This window comes from uncultured Pedobacter sp., assembly GCF_913776295.1.
Lineage (GTDB): Bacteria > Bacteroidota > Bacteroidia > Sphingobacteriales > Sphingobacteriaceae > Pedobacter.
In genome coordinates, this window is record NZ_CAJYOJ010000060.1 from 143,316 (window position 1) to 162,169 (window position 18,854).

At 38.9% G+C, this 18,854-nt stretch carries 18 protein-coding genes and 1 riboswitch; of the genes, 6 read left to right on the forward strand and 12 right to left on the reverse strand.

Annotated features, from left to right (window positions below; genetic code table 11):
• Genes QZ738_RS12940 through QZ738_RS12950 form a run of 3 tightly spaced genes read right to left on the reverse strand, consistent with a single transcriptional unit; the run spans position 1 to position 2,253 of the window.
• Positions 1 to 408: a thioesterase family protein gene (locus QZ738_RS12940; RefSeq protein WP_205055601.1), complete on the reverse strand. Its 408-nt coding sequence runs from the start codon at positions 406 to 408 to the stop codon at positions 1 to 3.
• Positions 408 to 1,463 (reverse strand): endolytic transglycosylase MltG, encoded by a 1,056-nt coding sequence (mltG, locus tag QZ738_RS12945; RefSeq protein WP_293788168.1) that lies wholly within the window; start codon positions 1,461 to 1,463, stop codon positions 408 to 410. The genes QZ738_RS12940 and mltG overlap by 1 nt, the downstream gene beginning before the upstream one ends.
• A 19-nt stretch (positions 1,464 to 1,482) precedes the next feature.
• Positions 1,483 to 2,253: a PASTA domain-containing protein gene (locus QZ738_RS12950; protein ID WP_293788170.1), complete on the reverse strand. Its 771-nt coding sequence runs from the start codon at positions 2,251 to 2,253 to the stop codon at positions 1,483 to 1,485.
• 199 nt (positions 2,254 to 2,452) lie between these two features.
• On the opposite strand from QZ738_RS12950, the gene QZ738_RS12955 reads away from it, so the two are divergent.
• From QZ738_RS12955 to QZ738_RS12965, 3 genes are all read left to right on the forward strand, one after another.
• The gene (locus tag QZ738_RS12955; protein WP_293788172.1) at positions 2,453 to 3,439 is read left to right on the forward strand and encodes a D-alanine--D-alanine ligase; all 987 of its coding nucleotides are present in this window, start codon (positions 2,453 to 2,455) and stop codon (positions 3,437 to 3,439) included.
• Between the two features lie 145 nt (positions 3,440 to 3,584).
• Positions 3,585 to 4,166, forward strand: coding sequence for a Crp/Fnr family transcriptional regulator (locus QZ738_RS12960; protein WP_293788174.1), 582 nt, complete (start codon positions 3,585 to 3,587; stop codon positions 4,164 to 4,166).
• A gap of 146 nt (positions 4,167 to 4,312) precedes the next feature.
• Positions 4,313 to 4,705 (forward strand): DUF983 domain-containing protein, encoded by a 393-nt coding sequence (locus QZ738_RS12965; protein ID WP_293788175.1) that lies wholly within the window; start codon positions 4,313 to 4,315, stop codon positions 4,703 to 4,705.
• Between the two features lie 202 nt (positions 4,706 to 4,907).
• On the opposite strand, the gene QZ738_RS12970 is transcribed toward QZ738_RS12965, so the two are convergent.
• The 5 genes from QZ738_RS12970 to QZ738_RS12990 form a co-directional block, all read right to left on the reverse strand.
• Entirely contained in the window at positions 4,908 to 5,702 is a 795-nt protein-coding gene (locus QZ738_RS12970; RefSeq protein WP_293788177.1) for a copper homeostasis protein CutC, read from the reverse strand.
• A gap of 146 nt (positions 5,703 to 5,848) precedes the next feature.
• On the reverse strand, positions 5,849 to 6,883 hold the full coding sequence (locus tag QZ738_RS12975) for a N(4)-(beta-N-acetylglucosaminyl)-L-asparaginase (RefSeq protein WP_293788178.1): 1,035 nt from the start codon (positions 6,881 to 6,883) through the stop codon (positions 5,849 to 5,851).
• A 133-nt stretch (positions 6,884 to 7,016) separates the two neighbouring features.
• A complete protein-coding gene (locus tag QZ738_RS12980; protein ID WP_293788179.1) occupies positions 7,017 to 7,820 on the reverse strand; it encodes a nitrilase family protein in 804 nt (267 codons plus the stop codon).
• 20 nt (positions 7,821 to 7,840) lie between these two features.
• On the reverse strand, positions 7,841 to 8,986 hold the full coding sequence (locus QZ738_RS12985) for a methionine aminotransferase (protein WP_293788180.1): 1,146 nt from the start codon (positions 8,984 to 8,986) through the stop codon (positions 7,841 to 7,843).
• A gap of 216 nt (positions 8,987 to 9,202) precedes the next feature.
• Positions 9,203 to 10,429, reverse strand: coding sequence for a multidrug effflux MFS transporter (locus tag QZ738_RS12990; RefSeq protein WP_293788181.1), 1,227 nt, complete (start codon positions 10,427 to 10,429; stop codon positions 9,203 to 9,205).
• A 181-nt stretch (positions 10,430 to 10,610) separates the two neighbouring features.
• Between QZ738_RS12990 and QZ738_RS12995 the strand changes: the two genes are divergently transcribed.
• The 3 genes from QZ738_RS12995 (at position 10,611) to QZ738_RS13005 (ending at position 12,811) form a co-directional block, all read left to right on the forward strand.
• Positions 10,611 to 11,381, forward strand: a complete 771-nt coding sequence (locus tag QZ738_RS12995) for a queuosine precursor transporter (protein WP_293788182.1) — start codon at positions 10,611 to 10,613, stop codon at positions 11,379 to 11,381.
• A 28-nt stretch (positions 11,382 to 11,409) separates the two neighbouring features.
• Positions 11,410 to 11,832, forward strand: coding sequence for a hypothetical protein (locus QZ738_RS13000; RefSeq protein WP_293788183.1), 423 nt, complete (start codon positions 11,410 to 11,412; stop codon positions 11,830 to 11,832).
• A 181-nt stretch (positions 11,833 to 12,013) separates the two neighbouring features.
• On the forward strand, positions 12,014 to 12,811 hold the full coding sequence (locus QZ738_RS13005; RefSeq protein WP_293788184.1) for a type II toxin-antitoxin system antitoxin SocA domain-containing protein: 798 nt from the start codon (positions 12,014 to 12,016) through the stop codon (positions 12,809 to 12,811).
• Between the two features lie 423 nt (positions 12,812 to 13,234).
• On the opposite strand, the gene QZ738_RS13010 is transcribed toward QZ738_RS13005, so the two are convergent.
• From QZ738_RS13010 to QZ738_RS13025, 4 genes are all read right to left on the reverse strand, one after another.
• The gene (locus QZ738_RS13010; protein WP_293788185.1) at positions 13,235 to 14,479 is read right to left on the reverse strand and encodes a homoserine dehydrogenase; all 1,245 of its coding nucleotides are present in this window, start codon (positions 14,477 to 14,479) and stop codon (positions 13,235 to 13,237) included.
• 132 nt (positions 14,480 to 14,611) lie between these two features.
• Positions 14,612 to 15,670 (reverse strand): homoserine O-acetyltransferase, encoded by a 1,059-nt coding sequence (metX, locus tag QZ738_RS13015; protein WP_293788186.1) that lies wholly within the window; start codon positions 15,668 to 15,670, stop codon positions 14,612 to 14,614.
• 30 nt (positions 15,671 to 15,700) lie between these two features.
• Positions 15,701 to 17,032 (reverse strand): O-acetylhomoserine aminocarboxypropyltransferase/cysteine synthase family protein, encoded by a 1,332-nt coding sequence (locus QZ738_RS13020; RefSeq protein WP_293788187.1) that lies wholly within the window; start codon positions 17,030 to 17,032, stop codon positions 15,701 to 15,703.
• Positions 17,033 to 17,294: 262 nt separating this feature from the next.
• Positions 17,295 to 17,404: riboswitch (SAM riboswitch) on the reverse strand.
• A gap of 225 nt (positions 17,405 to 17,629) precedes the next feature.
• Positions 17,630 to 18,745, reverse strand: a complete 1,116-nt coding sequence (locus tag QZ738_RS13025; RefSeq protein WP_293788188.1) for an aminotransferase class V-fold PLP-dependent enzyme — start codon at positions 18,743 to 18,745, stop codon at positions 17,630 to 17,632.
• Between the last annotated feature and the right edge of the window lie 109 nt (positions 18,746 to 18,854).

The following is an 18,854-nucleotide window of genomic DNA, read 5'->3' on the forward strand; positions in this document are numbered from 1 at the left end:
TTAATTAAAAAACACCGACAATTTTTCCATAAAATTTTCGGGCGGATTTGTCGGTTTATTTTTCTTCATGTCAACAAATACCAGCGTGGTTGAACCAATGTTAATCAGTTCTTCTTTTTCGTTATATAATTCATACTCAAAAAAGATCCTAACGCCGGGTAAGGTTTTGATGATGGTTTTTACCGTTATTTCCTGGTCGTAAAGGGCAGGTTTAATGTACTTGCACTTTAACTCCAACACTGGCATCATAATACCATCTGCTTCCATTGAGCTATAGCTCATGCCTAAACTACGCAACATTTCTACCCGGCCAACTTCATAGTACTGGGCATAATTGCCATAATACATATAACCCATCTGGTCGGTTTCGCCATAGCGAACCCTGATTTTTGTACTGTGGCTAAACATTATTTAAATATATTTCTTTTGTTTAACGCTTCGCGGTATTTCTTCGCATTAACTTCATGTTCTGCCTTGGTTTCAGCAAAGTTATGGTAACCCGAGAAATCTTCTTTGGCACACATATAAATGTAGTTGTTGTTATCGCGATTAAGTACAGCATCGATGGCATTAATACTTGGCATCATAATAGGACCTGGAGGCAAACCGGCATATTTATACGTGTTGTAAAGCGATTGCACTTGTAATAATTTTCCGGTTACTCTTTTTACCGTAAAATCATTATTGGCAAAAATTACCGTCGGATCGGCCTGAAGCAATATCCCTTTATTTAAGCGGTTTAAATACAAACCTGCTATAATTGGCATTTCCTTATCATAAAGTGCCTCCGCATCAACAATAGATGCCAAGGTGTATACCTGCGCAGGGCTGAGGTTTAAGCTTGCAGCTTTTTGCTTGCGGTCTGCAGTCCAGAATTTCTCATACTCTTTGTGCATACGTTCGAAGAAATCAACAGGCGAAATATTCCAGTACATCTCGTAGGTATTGGGGATGAACATGGCATATACATTATCCTGATTAAAACCATACTTGCTGATCAGCGCGGTAGAATCCAACACCTTGATAAAGCTTAACGAATCGGCTTCCAGATTGCTGGCCAGATAGGCGGCAAAATTTTCTTTTTTACGGATGTTATGGAATTTCAATTTAACCGGATCCTGGTTCCCTGCTTTGATCATGTTGATTAAGGTGCGGTTGGTCATTCCTTTTTTCAGTCGATAACGGCCCGGTTTAACACTGGCAGCTAAATTCATTTTTCCGGCGGCAGCTGTAAAAGAAGAAACACTTTTTACCAGATCTTTCTTTTTGATTTCCGAAACCAGATCATCATAATTACTCCCGGTTTTGACGTATAAATATTTTTGATTTTCGGTAACGTTCGGGGCAAAGTAAAGCCTGTAAATATTCAATGCAAAGTAACCCGCAATTAAAACAATAGCAAGCGCAATCACGATTGCTGCTTTTTTGCCTGTACTTATATTCTTTTTTTCTACTTCGGTCATCTGTAATTATGATACTTGTTTATGGTTGTTTGTTAGATAGCGTAATATTAATTCTGGTACCGATCGGCACTTTGGTTACCGAATCAAGCAGCATAGGGTCTTGCTTAACAATAACGGCGGCATCACTATCAGTAATAGGCCCATCATACAGGATGTTACCTAAACTCAGGTTTGATCCCCTTAGGCTAAATTTAGCTTCATCCATGGTTAAACCCATCAGTTGTGGGATATCTACCTCTTCGTTTCCACGTCCATCGCCTAATACCAGGTTAATCCTCGATCCAACAGGTATAACCTGTCCGGCTGTGATCGGTTGGCCACCAAAAGAAGCTTCCAGGACCACATCTCGGCTTACATCGGGCTTATAGGTAGTATCGCCAAGTTTTAATCTCGAACTCTCTATAATTGCCTGTGCTTCTCTTAACGTTTTAAATGCGATATCCGGGAATTTTGTATTCGGGGTTTTGCCCGCATTAATGGTTAAATAAATGGTACGGTTATCTTTTACAAAAGTATTAGGATCAGGATCCTGATCGATTACTATTCCGGGAGGCTGATCCATGATAAAAACAGAATCCACTTCGTATTTCAGTCCGGCATCTTCCAGTTTCTTTACGGCCTGTTCAAAAGATAAACCTTTTACCATAGGTACATTAAGGCCCTGCCCGTGTTTGGTGTAGTATCTTAAACTGAAAAAAGCAATCAGTAAAAGAACTATAACAGTTACTATAGCGGCTAAAATGTTGTTTCTAAACGATTTGGTTTTTAAATATTCTATAAATTTAGACATGAATCTTAATTTGGGTTATGCGTACAGGCTCAAATGTAACTATTTTAATCATGGAATGGATGATCAGATCTTTTTCATCATCCGACCGTTCTTGAGTTCCTTTCGTAAATTCTCTCCTTCAATAATACTAAAGCACAAAGATATTTATATTTTTGAGGATATATTTATATTCAATTTCTATTTATAAAAGGATTTTAACATGAAGAAAACGATAGCATTGTTAACGGGCGGTACCACAGGCGAATGGGTTGTTTCCGTAAAAAGTGCGGCCACTATTGCCCAACATATCGACCCCGATTTATACGATGTGTATAAGATTATGCTGAACGAAAAAGGCTGGTTTTACGAGCCTGCCGATTCTGTTAAAATAGAAATTGATAAAAATGATTTTTCATTAACGCTGGAAGGAAGAAAAATTAAATTTGACGGCGTATTTATTGCGATACATGGTTCCCCGGGTGAAGATGGTAAATTACAGGGTTATTTCGATATGCTGGGTATTCCTTATACCACTTGCGATGCCTTGACTTCGTCGATTACCATGAACAAAGGTTATACCAAAGCTATTGTAAATGGTATTGAAAACCTGTATACCGCAAAATCTGTCCAGATATTTAAAGGTGGAAACCACCTTTTAAATCAGATTAAGCAGGATTTACGCTTACCTTATTTTGTTAAACCCAATAGTGGAGGAAGCAGTATAGGTATGAGCAAGGTAAAACATGCCGACGATCTGGAAGAAGCCATTGAAAAAGCATTTAAAGAAGATACACAGATTTTAATTGAAGAATTTGTAAGTGGCAGGGAATTTTCCGTTGGCATTTTTGGCTCAGAAGGTAAGGTTATTGTTTTACCTGCAACGGAAGTGATCCCACAAAATGAATTTTTCGATTTCGATGCCAAATATACACCAGGCGCAACGGAAGAAATTACCCCAGGCAGGATGAATACTGAAGAGTTGAACCGTGTGCAACAGGTGGTGAAGGAAGTATATCAGAAACTCAACTGCAGGGGAGTGGTACGTGTTGATTACTTTCTGGAAGAAGGAACCGGTAAATTCTATTTTATCGAAATTAATACCATTCCGGGACAAACGGCAACTAGTTTTATTCCACAACAGGTAGCAGCTATGGGCATTACCCTGAAAGAGTTTTATACCCGTTTAATGAAAGAAACCCTGGGATAGCTTTCTTTAGCTTTGTCATTCTGAATGCAATGAAGAATCTTTAAATAGTGGCCTTGTATTTATGTATGTTTTTTTACGAGGTGTTCTTAAGTAGGTATTTTAAAATCATATATACCCATCATATTTCGCCAAAGCCCGCACGACCATGAATATCCAACATCTGATTGATAAAGGTCTAAAATTAAAAAATTACCCCAAAGATGCGGTGATTTACGAACCTGGCATGCAGCCCCGCTTCGTGTATTTCATCAAATCGGGCGAGGTGCGTATGATTACCGTAAGCGATGAAGGAAAGGAGTTTATTCAGGGCGTTTTTAAAACCGGGCAATATTTTGGTGAACCTGCCTTACTAATCGATCGGCCTTATTTAGCCTTTACCATTGCCAATAAAGATTCGCAGCTTATTGTGGTGAATAAAGAAGATTTTTTTAAGCTGATTAAAAATGAACCCGACTTTAGCATGGAACTGATCCGTACTTTAAGTAAGCGGTTGTTTTATAAATCGATGATGCTGGAGGAGCTGGCAAGCGAAAAGGCTGATCATCGCCTGTTAACTATCATCAATTATCTGCTTGGCGATATTAATGTGGGTGAAAATTTAAAAGTAACTCGACAGGAATTAGCCGACATGACCGGGCTAAGGGTAGAAACAGTGATCAGAGGGATTAAAATACTTGCCGAGAAAGGCCTGATTAAAATACTTAAAGGAAAAATTGTTAAACTTTAGTTATCCTGATGTGGTTTATAAGTGAGCCGATAAACAGCGATATGTTCAATAACAAATACCTGTTAAACTTATACCTCAAACATGACCTAGATCATAAATTGGTATGTAGTATAAGGCTTATCTTTGTACCATCAAATTAGGAGATTATGGCTGAGTTATCAAAATTCCAGGCTTTTTTACAGTGTAAGTGTCCAAGATGCCGCAAAGGTGATATTTTTACAGGAAGTGCTTATTCGTTCAGGTTGCAAAAAACTAATGTTAACTGTCCGCATTGCAACCTGAAATTTGAACGCGAACCCGGTTTCTTTTATGTAGCCATGTTTGTGAGTTATGCCATGAATGTTGCCGAAATCATTACCATTGGTGTGGCATCGTATATTTTAGGATTAGATTTGGTATATGATAACCTGTGGTACTATGTGGGGCTGATATTGGCCGGTGTTTTATTGTTGTCGCCGATTAATTACCGATATTCGAGAGTGATTTTGCTTCACTACCTTACACCTGGCTTACACTATGTGCCTGGAAGTGGTGATTAGCGTGAAGAAACTAATTCAAAACTGTAATAGATCCTTAAGGATCATCTTCATTGCCAGGCGGAATAACGAAGCAATCTTTTATGCTAATTCCTAAATAAAGATTGCCTGCCTGCTGCAGGCAGGCTACACCGAAAGATCGCGACAGGCTGTCGGCTGAAAAAGCCTTCTCGCAAAGACGATTTTTCTGGAAGAGTATCTTTTTTTAAGATTTACGATCGCTATTAAGCAGATCCTCTTTTACTTTAAAAGCTTCATTTATACCATCAACCAATGCTTTCACTTTAGCTTCTGAGGTAAGTTCATACTGGTATTCATCTTCTATACTGCCCATTTTGCTTTCTGTATTTCTGAATTCCATTTTACTGGTAACAAATTCTTTGGCTGAAGCATGGAATTGTGTGGCTCCGGTTTGGTTAATGAGGGGCTTGATATTGCTTTCATTAATTCCTGCACCAGGCATAATGGTAATCCGGCCGTTTGCTTTTTTTATGAGCTGCGCTAACTTTTCCGCTCCTAAAATAGCAGAAGATGCGCCTCCGGAGGTAAGTACCCTTTTTATCTGAAGTGCGATTAAGTCTTCAAGTGCCTGATCCATATCATTACTCATATCAAATGCCCGGTGGAATGCTACTCCCATAGGTTTCGCCAACTGAATCAGTTCAGCACAACGTTCTTTATCGACTGTGCCATCAGCTTTAAGTATTCCGATAACTACACCATCGCAATTTAATGATTTACAGATTTTTATATCCTCTTTCATGATCTCAAATTCCATTTCAGAATAGAGAAAATCACCGCCACGTGGACGGATAATTGGCCAAACTTCAATGGACAGATTTTTCTTGGCTAATGCAATTTGAGCGTAACTTGGTGTGGTGCCACCTTCTGCCAGGTTATCGCAAAATTCCACTCTTTTTGCACCGCCGTTTTGGGCAGCCACTGCCGATTGATAAGAATTGGCACATACTTCTAAGCAGGGAATTGCTCTTGGGTTCATGTTGTTTAGATTTATATTCTGGAAACGGTTTTATTTTCCTCTCGTCACCCTGAATTCATTTCAGGGTCTATTTGAAGGAAGAATACCGATAATCGCCTTTCTTTAAAAATTAAATCTTGGTATCAGATAAATAATTTAACCTTAAATTAGTAATAACTCTTGCCTTTAATTAAAAGATCTTGTTTTTCTGCATTACAAACGGCATAACTAAAACCCTGTTGGATGGCATAAGCACCGTATTCGCCCTTTTTATTAATGGCCAAAAATCCTACCTGAATGTTTTTAGCCGTTTCGGGTTTCTTTTTAATAATACGCATTACTGCTTCTTTACAGGCTGCTTCCGGTGTATAACCCTGCCGCATGAGCTCTACCACCAGAAAAGAACCCACATTTCGTACTACCTCTTCGCCAACTCCCGTTGAGGTTGCGCCTCCAATTTCGTTATCTACATATAGGCCAGCGCCAATAATCGGACTATCGCCAATTCTGCCATGTAATTTATAAGCCATACCGCTTGTGGTACAGGCACCAGAAATATTGCCTTTCGCATCAATAGCCAGCATCCCAATGGTATCGTGGTTATATTGGTTGCCCGGCAATTTTTGTGGGGCTGCTTTCTCGTAAAGTTTATTCTCGATATTCATTACTGGTTCATACTTGGCGGTTTTCAGCCATTCTTTCCATGCTTTCTCGCTGGCAGGGGTAAGCAGGTTTTCCTTTTTGAAGCCCTGCTCCAATGCAAACTGCAAAGCACCATCGCCGGCTAACATAACATGAGGCGTTTTTTCCATTACTTTACGGGCTACCGATATAGGGTGTTTAATGTGCTCCAGTGCCAAAACAGCACCACAATTGCCCAATTCGTCCATAATACAGGCATCCAGCGTCACGCGGCCATCACGGTCTGGCAAACCGCCATAACCTACAGATTGATTTTTTTCGTCGGCTTCTGGTACCCATACACCTTGTTCAACGGCATCCAAAGCGCGACCGCCAGATGATAAAACTTTCCAGGCATCAGCATTTGCTGCAATGCCAAAATCCCAGGTAGAAATTACAATGGGAATATTTCGAGCTTTTGACGGCTTGTTAGCAAAAGCTTGGGCAATACTGCCTTTATCAATAGCCATTAACCCGGCAGATAGGGCAGAAGCCTTTATAAATTTACGGCGGTTAAACATTTATTTAGCTTGGTTAACGGTTTAATGGTATATCGATTAGTGTTGTCTGAAATTGCAAATTAATGATTGAATATCCCAATAATCAATCGTTTTACTACGTTGTGAAGATAGCATCTGGATCATTGATTATCCGCTATTCAATGATAAACCGATCGGCGTCTTTTAAAAATGGAAACTGCCTCCTGATTTTCACCAGTTCTTCATAATTGATACTGAAAGTGTACAAATCTTCGTCTTCGGGTTTGTAATAAACGGTATTACCGTATGGATCCAGACACATTGATAATCCGCTGTGGTAAACTTGGTTTCCATCATGCCCAACACGGTTTACGGCGATTACATAACTCTGGTTTTCAATCGCCCTTGCTGGAATCAGGGCCTTCCAGTGTGCCGATCGTTTATCGGGCCAGCTGGCTACTAAAAGTAAGATATCATATTCTTCATCTACATTACGCAGCCAGACCGGAAAGCGCAGATCATAACAGATGGCTAACCTGATTTTCCATTCTTTGAGTTCAACAATGAGCTTTTCTTTACCCGGACTAAAGTGCTGATCTTCATTGCCCATGCCAAACAGGTGGCGTTTATCGTAATGCTGATGTTTGCCATCTGGCTCCATCCAGACCAGACGGTTAAAGTATTGGTTATTTTCCTTAATAATCAGGCTACCCGTAACCACGCAATTGTATTGATGAGCCATTTTCTGCATCCATTGCATCGTTTTACCACCCATTTCTTCTGCTAATGCTTCAGAGTTCATGCTAAAACCTGTATTGAACATTTCGGGTAAAATGATGATATCGGTTTTCTCCCTCACACCCATAGACAGTCTAAGCGACAGATTCAGCAGGTTTTTCTCAGTGTTTTCCCAGAAAAGATAGGCCTGAAAAACGGTTACTTTCAGATTTTCTATTTGGGTATAAACAGGTGCTTCCATGGTGTATCGGTTTAGTCTGGTTAAACGTTTTTTAATTTCCCGGCTGCCAGCGCGAGGGTATCATTTTCTTTGGCGAAGCAGAACCTGATGATTTTATGGTCAGTTGCCTTTTGATAGAATGCAGAAACCGGAATGGTGGCCACTCCAAATTCTTTGATCAATCTGATGCTAAAATCGGTATCTTTTTCATCGCTGATATTGCTGTAGCTTGCACATTGAAAATACGAACCGTTACAAGGCAAAAGTTTAAAGCGGCTTTCAGCCAGAAGATTTCTAAAGTAATCCCTTTTTTGCTGAAAGAAACTGCCAATTTCGATATAATTTTTTGGTTCTTTAATGTATTCGGCAATGGCCTGCTGCATGGGACTATTAACGCTGAAAACATTAAATTGGTGTACCTTTCTAAATTCTTTGGTCAAATCTTCCGGTGCAAGGCAATATCCCAGTTTCCATCCCGTAGCGTGCAAAAGTTTACCAAAAGAGGCTACGATGAAACTTCTCTGCCTTAATTCAGGATAGCACATTACACTCTGGTGCTTTTGTCCATCGTAAATCAGGTGTTCATAAACCTCATCGCTTAAAATAATAATATCCGTACCGCTAATGAGTTTAATAAGGGATTTCATGTCATCTGACGATAAAATACTACCCGTCGGATTTTGTGGGGTATTTAAGATGATCATCCTGGTTTTTACCGTAAATAACTTTTTAACCATATCCCAGTCAATCGCATAATTCGGCGGGGCGAGTTCATAAGTTTTAACCAGTCCGCCTAAAAGTTTAATTGTTGGTGCATAGCTGTCGTAAGCCGGTTCAAAAATAATTACTTCATCACCTGCATGAATAATAGCGGCCAATGCAGTAAAAATTGCCTGTGTTCCACCCGCTGTAACCGTAATTTCATTTTCAGGATCATATTTGATATTATATAGTTTTTCAACTTTCTCTGCAATGGTTTCTTTTAAAAAAGTAGAACCAGGCATTGGTGCATATTGATTAAAACCATCTTTCATTGCTTTATTAACCAATTCCGTAAGTTTTGGATCACAGGCATAGTCCGGAAATCCCTGGGAAAGATTAATGGCATCGTGTTCGGCGGCAAGTTTACTCATCACCGAAAAAATGGTGGTATTTACACCAGGAAGTTTAGATTGTATATGAAGCATCTTATAAGCGAAAATAGGAAAAAAAAGCTTAAGACGTAAAAGCCCACTACCAAAAGCCGTTCTAAATGATTCTAAATATAAGTGATTGATTCTTTGCAAAGGGTTAAACGTCAGGATTAAGCTGCGTCAATCCAGCAATTGCCAGATGTTTAGCTTCGGTTGATTTATTCTGAAAATACCCGATAATTCTAAGATATGGCAATTACAGGGAAAAGATCAGTGCCCTACAACAGTAGCATCTACCGATGCCTCGACTTCTTTGGTAATAAACCTGCTTCCGATCCATAAGCAAGCTAAAGCAATAAATGCGGCAACCGTCATCACCAATGGCATGGGTACCACTGAGTGTTCGCTAAATAAACTCACCATTACTGAAGCCAGCGCACCTAATCCCATTTGCAAAGCGCCCATTAAGGCCGAGGCACTACCGGCATTTTTAGAAAATGGGGCCAGTGATAAAGCTGCCGCATTCGGATTAATCAATCCGAGACAGGCTAAAAATAGCGCGATAAAACCAATGGTAGTGTACAAATCAAGCCAGTTATTTAAAGCAAAAATCAAAAATATTAAGCTGAAAATGCATTGGGCAATAAGCGCATAAGTGACTATATTCTTGCTGGTAAACCATTTTAATATGAGGCTATTTATCTGACTGGAACCAATGAATGCTACTGATAACAAAGCGAAAATCCAACCATACCCCGTTTTGCTTACCTCGTATATTTTCATAAACACCGTAGGAGATGAAGATACGTAAGCAAATAAACCTGAAAACGTGATCGAACTGATTAACGCATAGGTATAAAATTGAGGTTCTTTTAAAACCGTGAAAAAATTGGTCAGAATAGGTTTAGGCTTTAAAGAATAGCTGGGATCTGGTGTATAACTTTCGGGTAGTTTGAAAATGGAGGCCAGTAGCATTAAGATGGCCATTAAACCTAAAAACACAAACACATATTTCCAGCCTAAAGCCGAAATTAGATAGCCGCCAGCCGTTGGAGCTAGCATGGGCGAAACCGCAATCACCAACATCAGGGAGGCAAATACTTTTGGGCTTTCTTCTACCGAAAACAGATCCCTAACCATAGCAACCGAGGCTACAGCTGTAGCACAGCTTCCGATAGCTTGTACGAACCGTAACAAGATTAACTGGTTTACATCGGTTACCGCTAAACATAAAAAAGAAGCGAAGATATAAAGCGCTAACCCGAAATATAGGGGTTTTTTCCTGCCAAATTTATCCAAAAGCGGCCCGTATAACAGCTGGCCAGCAGAAATCCCGATAAAAAAACTGGATAAAGATAGTGCCACAGTAGATTCGGTACTTTTTAAATCCTTTGCAATATCAACAAAACCAGGTAAGTACATATCAATAGAAAAAGGGCCAAGAGCAGCCAGTGAACCCAGAATAAGAATCAATAAAAAGTGTCGTTTTTTAGCCATAGTCTGATTGTTTTTCGGAGGGGCAAAGATTGGTAGATTAAATTTGCTAACCTAATTTAGAGGTTGATAGATTGTAAAATTGTGGTTTAGCATTATAGCGCAATTTGAATGATAATCAGCTTCCTGTTAAAAAGCATAATCTCTGCAATAATTCGCCAGATTATTTTTAGATTTATTGCCTATGACTTTTAAGACAAAAGAAAGCCGTTTGCTGCTCGTTCTGGGTAGTTTCTTTGTAGCAAATGCTATACTATCAGAATTTATTGGTGTCAAACTATTCAGTGTTGAAGAAACTCTGGGCTTTAAAAAGTTCGATATCAATTTGTTTGGTGTTCCAAATCTGTCTTTTGTTATGTCTGCAGGGGTATTAACCTGGCCCATTATTTTCATTATGACAGACATTATAAACGAATATTTTGGGGTAAAACAGGTCCGTTTTTTATCTATCCTTACTTCTATTTTAATCGCTTTTGCTTTTTTGGTGGTTTGGGGATCGATGCATTTAAGTGCCGCTGATTTTTGGGTACACCAGAATATCAATGGCGAAGACCTGAATATGAATAATGCCTTCGCCGGGATTTTTGGACAAGGCATGTGGATTATCGCAGGTTCCATCACGGCTTTTATTATCGGGCAAATGGCTGACGTACTCATTTTCCATCGCATAAAAAAAATAACCGGAGAACGTGCTTTATGGCTGCGTGCAACCGGTTCTACATTGGTTTCTCAGCTGATCGACAGTTTTGTGGTGATTTTTATCGCATTTTATTTAAACCCGCAATACCACTACAGCTGGAAAATGGTTGCCGCAATTGGCCTTGTAAATTATACTTATAAGTTTATTGTGGCCATTTTAATGACACCTATATTATACGTGGTGCATACCATCATTGATCGTTATTTAGGCAAAGATCTCGCGCACAAACTGATCAAAATGGCGGGCAGAGGATAAATATGGCAAATACCGAATCAGCTGATTGATGAAAAATATCTTAATGCTACTGGCCGTTTTTTCTTTATTTTCTTGTACGAATAACGATGAAAACAGAAAAAATTCTGCTCTAAACATCCAGGGGACCTGGCAGTTGATTTCAGCTACAACTATAGAGAATGGAACCAGTCAAACGACTGATTATTCCGGAAAGCTCAAAATGATCAAGTTATTTAATCATACACATTTTGCTTTTTTGAAACATAGTCTTGACCCGAAGGATAGCATCAGTTTTGATGCGGGAGGAGGAACTTTTATTTTAAACGACGATAATTATGTTGAAAAACTTGAATATTATAAAAGCAAAGATTGGGAAGGCAAAATATTTAAGTTTAAGCTAGCCATCCATAATGATACTTTGATACAGAAAGGCATAGAGAAAGTAGAAAAGGCTGGAGGAGATCGTGTGTAATCATCAAAAAATATATTTAAATAAAACAGTAGCTATTTATTCAATTCGGCTTATTCTAATAAAATACTTCAAAACTTTCCTCATGATTATCAATTTCCAAAGAAACGAAAACTAAAATATCTACTGTTCTTAAATCAATCATTGTGTTGTTTTATTTTAAAACATATTGTATCTTTGGGTTATGGGATATGAACTATCAAAAAAAGAAATTGGCGAAAGAATAGCTAATTTACGTTTGCAAAAAGGTTTCTCTCAGGAAGATTTAGCAAAAAGTATTGGCATTTCAAGGCCGTCCTTAACGCAGATGGAGTTGGGTAATCGCGGCGTGAGTTTAAGTGAAATGCAAAAACTGTCTATAACGCTGGGCTTTTCCCTGGATGACTTTATAACCAAAGATTTTCTGGCGAACCAAAGTCTGCAGCCATCTGATCTCTCACACGGCGAGATTACAGAAGAACGTATTTCTGTGCGGGCCTTAAATATCAATAAGTTTAAAAATGTTTTGCTTTACATTTTAGAGCGTTGTGCCGGTAAACCTAATGTTGGTGAAACTGTACTGTATAAACTCCTTTATTTTTCTGATTTTAATTATTATGAATTGTACGAAGAGCATTTAACGGGTGCTAAGTATAAAAAATTGCCTTATGGCCCTGTTCCCCAGAAATTAGATGCTATTATTAATCAAATGATAGATGCCAATCAGCTTCAACGGATCAAAACAGAATTTAAAGGTTATCCGCAAAAGCGTTATCTGCCACTTGAAAAAGCTGATTTAACCGTACTTAAAGCCAGCGAAAAAGATGTTATAGATAAAGTTATCGAACAAATGAGCGATTGGTCGGCCACAGCCATAAGCGATTACTCACATAAAGATTTACCCTGGGAAGTTACAGAAGATGGGAAGGATATTAATTACGAACTCGCATTCTACAGAGAGTTGCCCTATTCTGTAAGAGTATACGACGAAGATGAGAATTAATATATGTATTTCGATTCACTTACCGAATTTAATAGGGGTTTGAAATTTCTATTAAAAAAGTATAGAACACTAAATGATGATCTGGAAATGGTAAAGACGATTATAAATGTTAGGCCAAGTCAGCAACCACCATTTAGCTATACCATAGATAACTTAGGTATCAATACATGCGTTATTAAAGTAAAAAAGATGGCCTGTAAATCTTTAAAAGGCCGTGGAGTAAACTCTGGTTTGAGATTGATTTAGGCCTATTTCGAAGAAGAAAAGAAGATCGTTTTTATTGAGCTTTATCATAAAAATGATAAGGAAAATGAAGACCGATAGCGTATTTTAGAAAATTTTAAATCATGTAAAAGGCCGGAATCGCTCCGACCTTTGTACTTAACAACAAAACAAATAAAAAAAATAATCCTAAAAAATAAATTAAAGGCTGGCCAGTTCTGCGGCAAAAACATTTTCACTTAATTGCTCCTGTTTGTAAATTTGTCTGCCGGTGTAAGCCACAAACACAGATGGGTCTAAAAGCAAATCGCGGTTTTTAATTAAACTTTCTAACTTAACCGTACCCACCACATATTTATAACTGCTGGCCGCATAACGCTCGCTAATGTGGTCAAATTCCAATAATGTAATCAGATCTTCATCTGAATAACGCAAGTAAACTTCCAAAAGAATTTCTTCTGTATGTTTTACACCATTTTCTGAGTGATATTTTTTGTATTCATACCGGTAATCGTAACGTAATGCGGCGATATCAGATAATACGGCAGCACCGGTAGGGTGGCCACCAGCCCCTTTACCGTAGAAAAACTGTTTGTCGGCAAAAGCCGCCTGAACGGCCACAGCATTGTATTCGTTTTCTACATTGTACAGAAAATCATCTTTCGCTACGAGTTTAGGTAGTACATAGGTCACAATATCCTTCGTATTTACTTTACGCGCGGTAGGAACCAGTTTAATTTTGAAATTTTTCTCACGGGCATATTTAATATCATGGTTGGATAGGTTCTGTATACCAATGTTTAAAATGGCGTCAGGATTGACAAATAAACCATAGGCATGGGCAGTAGCAATAGCCAGTTTGTATTTCGGATCGTAACCTCCAACATCTAAAATTGGATCAGTTTCAGCGAAACCTAAGTCCTGAGCTTCCTTTAATGCAGAATCGTAACTTTGGTTCTCGTTAAATATTTTCGACAGGATGTAATTGGATGAACCATTAAAAATTCCGCTCAACGCATGGAACAATTCATTGTCGTAGTATTCTTCCAAATTACGGATAATCGGAATACTGCCACAAACGGCACCTTCATATAGTAAGGATGTACCATACTTCTGTTGAAGATCCACCAATTCTTTTAAGTGTGTAGCGATCATTTTTTTATTCGCAGAGACCACATTTTTACCGTTTTTTAATGCGGTAGTTACAATTTCATAGGCCGCGTCAGCATCATTGATCAGTTCAACAATGGTATTGATCTCTGTATTGTTCAGTATTTCATTACGATCAGTAGTAAACAGATCCTTATTCAAGGTGCGCTTTTTTCGGGGATCTTTTATCGCGATTTTAATGATCTCCAGGTTAAGGCTCTGGCTTTGGATGATATCCAACAAACCTTGTCCTACAACACCAAAACCAAATAAACCGATTTTTAAATTCTTACTCATTATTTTAAAGTGATTAAACAGATAGGTCGATTACACCGATATAGCTGTTCTTATTTTTGTAATTTGTTTTAAATTTTTATGTGAGTATCCAGTTTTCATCTTCAACCTTTATACCCTCTACCTTATATCTTTCTAAGCGGTATGCTGTAATTTGATGATCTTTTTATTACGGCTTTCTTTCATAAAGTTTCCGATTACATTGGTCAATGCATTCGTTTCGATTAAAAAACCATCATGCCCATAGTCAGAATGCAAAGCAATAAATTCTGCTCCAGGAATATGATCGGCCAGGTACTGCTGTTCCGAAAGTGGAAACAATACATCGTTTTCTATTCCGATAACCAGTGTATTCGCGGTAATTAATTTTAAAGCATCGCCAATACTTTTGCGGTTGCGGCCTACGTTATGGCTATCCATTGCTTTGGTTAAATAATAATAGCTGTAAGCATTAAAACGATTGATCAGTTTTTCTCCCTGATAATTTTGGTAAGAAGACGACCTGAAATTGTCTGTTTTATCGTTTACACTTTCTACCTGTGTACTGCCATAAGCACTGTAGGTTCTATAACTTAACAGTGCGATACTACGTGCCGTTTTTAAACCTTTACTGCCACCGTTAGGTTGGTTGGCATAAAAAGTCCTGTCAGTGGTAATGGCCAAACGCTGACTTTCATTAAAAGCAATGCCCCATGGAGAATGTGCTGCATTAGTAGCAATTAAAATCAGGTTTTCTATTTTATTCGGTTCCGAAATACTCCATTCCACAGCTTGCTGCCCGCCTAAAGAACCACCAATTAACAATTTTATATCGTCAACACCCAAATGCGAAGCCAATAATTGGTGTGCAGATACTAAATCGCGAATGGTAAATTGCGGAAAAGAAAGATAATAAGGTAAACCTGTTACCGGATTATTGCTTAGTGGATTGGTGCTGCCATAGTGAGACCCTAACACATTGGCGCATACAATATAATGCTCTTCAGGATTAAACAACGCCTTTCGCCCAAACAAACCTTCCCACCATTCAAAAACATCAGCATTAGCTGTTAGTGCATGGCAAACCCAGATCACATTATCTTTAGCTGCATTTAGCTTTCCATAAGTTTGATAAGCAATTTGTAGGTTTCGGATTTTCTTTCCACTTTCTAATTTAAACTGTTTGTTATGATTATATATTGATGCTGTACTCATTGTTTTGTTGTGTTCGGAAAATAAATGGGCTTAGGCTGATAAACTCTCGGTAGAAACTTGTGCGTTAATGGCCGCAAATGCTTGTTCAAAATCTGTTTTAATATCATCAATATGTTCAATACCAACTGAAACCCTTAAGGCATTTGGTTTTACACCTGCTGCCAATTGCTCTTCTTCGCTCAACTGTTGATGAGTTGTGGCCGATGGTTGGATAATCAGGGTTTTGGCATCGCCCACGTTCGCCAGATGCGAAACCAATTTTAAGCTATCGATAAATTGCGTGGCGTTTTCCTTACTGCCATTTAATTCGAAAGATAACACTGCCCCAAAACCATTACTTAAATATTTCTTAGCAAGATTGTTGTATTTGCTGCTTGCTAATCCCGGATAATGCACTTCCTTAACCAAAGGATGATTTTCCAGCCAGGTAGCGAGTTCAAGAGCATTATCAACATGTCGCTGTACGCGGAGCGATAACGTTTCCAATCCTTGCAACAGCAGAAAAGAATTGAAAGGCGAAAGGGCAGGGCCAAGATCCCTTAATCCTTCTACACGGGCACGGATGATGAACTGGATATTGCCGAAAGGCCCGCCACTACCGAAAACATCACTGAAAACCAAGCCGTGGTAACCTGGAGAAGGTTCAGAGAACTGAGGGAATTTTCCATTGCCCCAATTGTAGTTTCCGCCGTCAACAATTACTCCGCCGATGCTTGTTCCATGTCCACCAATCCATTTCGTTGCAGATTCAACTACGATGTTGGCACCATGTTCTAATGGCTTAAATAAGTAACCGCCTGCACCAAAAGTATTGTCTACCACTAATGGAAGATCATATTTTTTGGCTATGGCTGCAATTTTCTCAAAATCGGGCACACTAAATGCAGGGTTTCCTATAGTTTCTAGATAAATGGCTTTAGTTTTACCGGTAATTTTTGCCTCAAATTCTTCTGGAACATCCGGATTTGCAAAATCGACATGAATACCTAAACGCTTAAAGGCCACTTTAAACTGATTATACGTTCCGCCATAAATGTGAGAAGAAGAAACAATGCTGTCGCCAGTTTCCAGTATGTTGTTTAAAGCTATAAATTGAGCAGCCTGACCAGATGCCACTGCCAAAGCCGCAACACCACCTTCTAAAGCGGCAATGCGTTTTTCGAATACGTCATTGGTTGGGTTCATGATCCTGGTATAGATATTACCAAACTCTTTCAAAGCAAATAAATTGGCGCCATGTTCGGCGCTGTTAAACCCATAAGAGGTAGTTTGATAAATCGGTACAGCTCTTGAACCTGTTGTTGGATCTATTTCCTGACCAGCGTGTAATTGTAAAGTTTCAAATTTATATGATGTTGACATGGTTGCTATTTTTATTTGTTGAACAATTTGAGATGATGGCTTAGGTTAATCCTAAAGCCTGCAGGGCGTATCCCAATGGTTTGGGACCTTCCAGTTTGAAAGAAACAAAAGAGGAAGATTTTTAAATTACCGTATGCAACAGCACATACATCCCATGGCAGGACTATGGTAACAAGCAATAGAAACAGTAAGTTGTTTCACCGTTTTCAGTTCAGCAGCAGGTTCGCTTAGCGATCGAAGATTTAATGTTTTCATCAGTTATAGTTTATATCTCCAGATAACACCTATTATCCGGTCAGGAATTGGCACCTTCTCTTTCTGAGGGTTGCCAGTGGGTCGTGGAGCCAGTCTCTCACCACTTCTTTATAAATCAACCTCTGAAGATTGACTTTTATTTAGCTTATCACCAAATAATATTTCAAATGTCTGAATTTATTTTTAATACACAAAATAAAATTTTGAATTTTAAGCAATTAATTAAAAATGAGCTATTTAAATTACAGAAACAAATCATCAGCTAAAACAGTTGGGGATGTTTCGCACTAAATAAAATTACAACAACCGGTCTTTATTCAGGGATGAAGACAATAAAACCTCTTATCCTAACGCCTGCGCTAAATCTGCTATGATATCATCCGCGTGTTCCAACCCTACAGAAATCCGGAGTAAGTTTTTTGGTGTTTTACTGTCAGGACCTTCTACTGAATAACGGTGTTCAATCAAACTTTCTACGCCGCCCAAACTGGTTGCCTGCGCAAATAATTTAACTTTGTTGACCATTTCATGCGCTGCTTCAACACCACCTTTAACCAGAAACGACATCATGCCGCCAAAATCTTTCATCTGTTTTTTGGCAATTTCGTGCTGAGGATGATCTACCAGGCCGGGATAAAAAACGGCCTCAACATTTGGGTGGTTATTTAAATAATCAGCGATAATCTTTCCATTTTCACAATGTCCTTTCATGCGGTAGGCAAGGGTTTTTATGCTTCTACTTAATAAAAAGCAATCAAAAGGAGATGGCACTGCACCACCGGTTTGCTGAATATTTCTGATCTTCTCCCACAGCTCGTCTTTTTTCGCAGTTACCAAAATTCCGCCAAGCACATCGCTATGGCCGCCCAGATATTTCGTACTGCTATGCATTACCATATCAGCTCCCAATAGAATCGGATTTTGTAAAACAGGTGAAGCAAAGGTGCTATCGCAAACCAGTGTGATATTTTCCGCCTTTGCGATTTTGGCAATTTCCTCAATATCCGTAATCTTTAATAGCGGGTTGGATGGCGTTTCAATCCAGATCAGTTTAGTATGGGGTTTTATGGCCGATCTGATGAGGTTCAAATCAGTCTGGTCAATAAAATCAAATTCCAAACTATCATTAAAAATCGTTAGTAGCTGTTTTTTAATGCCCCAGTACATATCATCAGGCGCAATAATGTGGCTACCCGGTTTCAAAGCCTGAAACAAAGCCAGACCGCAGGTATTACCCGAAGAAAAGGCCGCCGCATCTTCGCCATATTCTAATTTGCATACAGTGTTTTCTAAAGCAGACCGGTTAGGATTGCTTACCCTGCTATACATATGCCCGCCAGGATAACCACCATCCTCGCCACGAAAAAAAGTGGTAGATAAACTGATCGGTGGTGTAACGTCACCAGTATTGATTTTTACAAGATTAGCGGCGTGAATAGCAAGGGTTTCTGGTTTCATGATAATTGATTTTGATCGAACTGATATAGCGGCGCAATTTAGTAATTTGCTGCAAATTTACCGCGCATAATGGTTTTGGCAAGATTTATGTAACAAGTTTGAGGAAATT